Raw genomic sequence first — 2,542 nt, forward strand, 5'->3', positions numbered from 1 at the left:
TCATCGGGGTACTTCTTCGGTGCTGCCACGGACAACTTCCTCCCCACGGCCATCAGACCATGATCAAGAAGCTCCATGAAAGCGGGGGTAGCTCAACCGGCTCGGCCTCGTTGTCGGGCCACTGGGCGATCAGCCACCGCTGCGGCAGGGTGCCGTCGGTGTCGCGGGTGACGCGGTGCCCGGCCGGGCGGACTCGCAGGAAGATGAACTGGGAGCTCATGGTGCCTTTCGAGCCTTCCCGCCAGGTGATCGTCTCCGCCGTGTCGTGTCCGGCGGCGCGGACGTGTTCTACCAAGCTGATCGCTGTCTTGGGGTAGCGCGGCTCGGTGCGGGTGGGTGGGCGGCCCCGCCCGGACCACACCCGCTCGACTGGCCGCACGTCTGGCTTGTGGGCGAGGGCGTCGCCTTTGACCTGCATGATGTAGCCGATCCCACGTTCGTCCAGGGCGCTGCGGAACTGGCTGTTGTCGCCGTAGCCGGCATCAGCGGCCAGTAGCGGTGGGCGCAGGCCGTGGTCGGCCAGCTCGTCGAGCATCTCCACGACTAGCGACCACTTCGGCCGATGACGCTCGTCGGCAGGGATCCCGCAGCGGCGCCGGCGAGCGGCCACCCCGGGCCGGTCGGCCTCGTCAACGGCTTGGTCGTCCCACGACGTCGGGAGAAACAGCCGCCAGTCCAGAGGGCACGATGCGGTGTCGGTGACGGCGTGGACACTCACCCCGATCTGGCAGTTCGCCACCTTGCCCAACGTGCCGGAGTACTGCCTGGCCACCCCCGGCGAGCTCTTGCCGTCCTTCGGAAAACCGGTGTCGTCGACCACCCACGCCACCGGCTTGACCACCTCGAGGGCCCGGCGGGCCAGCCGCATCCGCACCGCCGTGGTGTCCCACGTCGAGGTCGTCACGAACTGCTGCAACCCCTGATGATCCACCCCCAGCCGCTGCGCCATCGGCTGCATCGACTTACGCCGCCCGTCCAGCAGCAGCCCTCGCAGATACGTCTCACCCTTGGCCCGCTGATCCGACCGCACCAACGGGGTGAACACGTCCACGGCGAACGCCTCAAGCCGTTGCCGCACAAGGGAAAGCTCGTCAGGGGTCACCGCAACATCGAACTACCCCAAACCACTCCGACGAATCAGCGACACGCCGACCTAACAAAGCACTACTAGCCCTCGGGTTCGTCGACGGGCTCTGGCTGCACGGGGGTTACGTCGAGTCGAACGATGTGCCGTGCTGAGATGACGCTGTACTTCACATCGAGCGTGTGGGTCACACCATCAGCGGTGCGGAGCTCGATCGGGGCCGTGAGAACGAGGTCCCTGTGCTCGTCTTCCCTGCTGGCAACGCTGTACGTGAAAAGATCTCCCTGCACGTAGGCGCCGCTGTCGAGCTGCGCCCCAACGACCAGCACCTCGGCGTCGTGCCGGTGTAGCTCAATCGTTCGGTACCAAGCGGAGACATCGAGGATGGTCGTCTGGCTGTAGCCGGTGAGTCGCTTGTACCACTTCTTGGCTTTAGCCCTCTGGAGCGCCGCCACGGCGCGCGGGTCGGCTGCCAGGGCGCCGAGCAGCGTGGCGAATGCAAGCAGCCCAAGCGCCCACCACGCCAGCTGAACGTGATGCTCGCGCGCAAAGTCGTTCGGGTCCCGGATCAACCCGCGCACGTTGGGCGTGTGCCTGGGCAAGAAAAAACGCAACACTGCGAACAGCAGTCCCGTCGCGGTCAGGCAGACGACGCTCATGAAGACGACGCGCAACGTCTCACGGAACGCCGAGAGCGACTGCGCTGGGACGACCTGCTCGTGCCGCAGGACGTACGCGAGTCCGGGAGAAAGTAGCGTGACGAACAGCACCAGCCCAATCGCCGACGTCGGGATCAACTATTCCTCTTTGGTGACCTTGGCCCCGGAGTCGGGGGGCGGCGGTTTCGGACGCGACGTCGCCGGCTGTGCCGGGGTTGCTCCGGGTGCCAGCTTCTGTCCGCGTTCGCCAAATGTGTGATCCGGGCGGGTGTCCATGGTCATCCGCTTCGTGCGGTCGGTGCTATCTGCCATCGTCCCTCCTGAATGCATGCAGCGTACACTCCGGCGCCCCGTGTTCACCGACGGCACCGCAGAGCGGTGGGGCAAGGCGGTCTCGTGGGACCCTTGTGCTGGTGAGAGCGGGCAGCCGGCGAGCAGGTTCTTCAGGGTGCGGACCTGAGCCGGGGTCAGGACACGGGTTGAAGCGCGGGTAGCGGCAGGTCGCTGAGCGACGAGGACGGCATCGTGGTCCTGTCCGACATCGGGCCCAGCGACCCGAGCCGGAAGCCGGCCCGTACCTGGCGCCGCCGTAGTCCGCTGCGCGGACCAACCGGGGCGAGTCACGGGAACGTGGCCCGCTTTGGCCGTGTGTCGCAGTCCGCGTCGACCACGGGTGGAGTACACCTATTCGATTCCTGCGCTATTACTCCAGCCGCACTTCCGTTGACCGTGTTTGCGCAGCTAGGACCGCAGATGCGGATCAGGCGTCAGAGTACACGATCGTCCACCGTAGACTGCC

1 protein-coding gene and 1 pseudogene are annotated in these 2,542 nt (G+C 66.5%); both read right to left on the minus strand.

What is annotated here, in order from left to right:
* Positions 1-91 precede the first annotated feature (91 nt).
* Positions 92-1,102, minus strand: a pseudogene (locus FB454_RS34665) (IS701 family transposase); the annotation flags it as partial.
* Positions 1,103-1,167: 65 nt separating this feature from the next.
* Positions 1,168-1,881 (minus strand): DUF6338 family protein, encoded by a 714-nt coding sequence (locus tag FB454_RS34670; RefSeq protein WP_186461724.1) that lies wholly within the window; start codon positions 1,879-1,881, stop codon positions 1,168-1,170.
* Positions 1,882-2,542 lie beyond the last annotated feature (661 nt).

The organism is Micromonospora sp. CNZ297 (assembly GCF_007827625.1).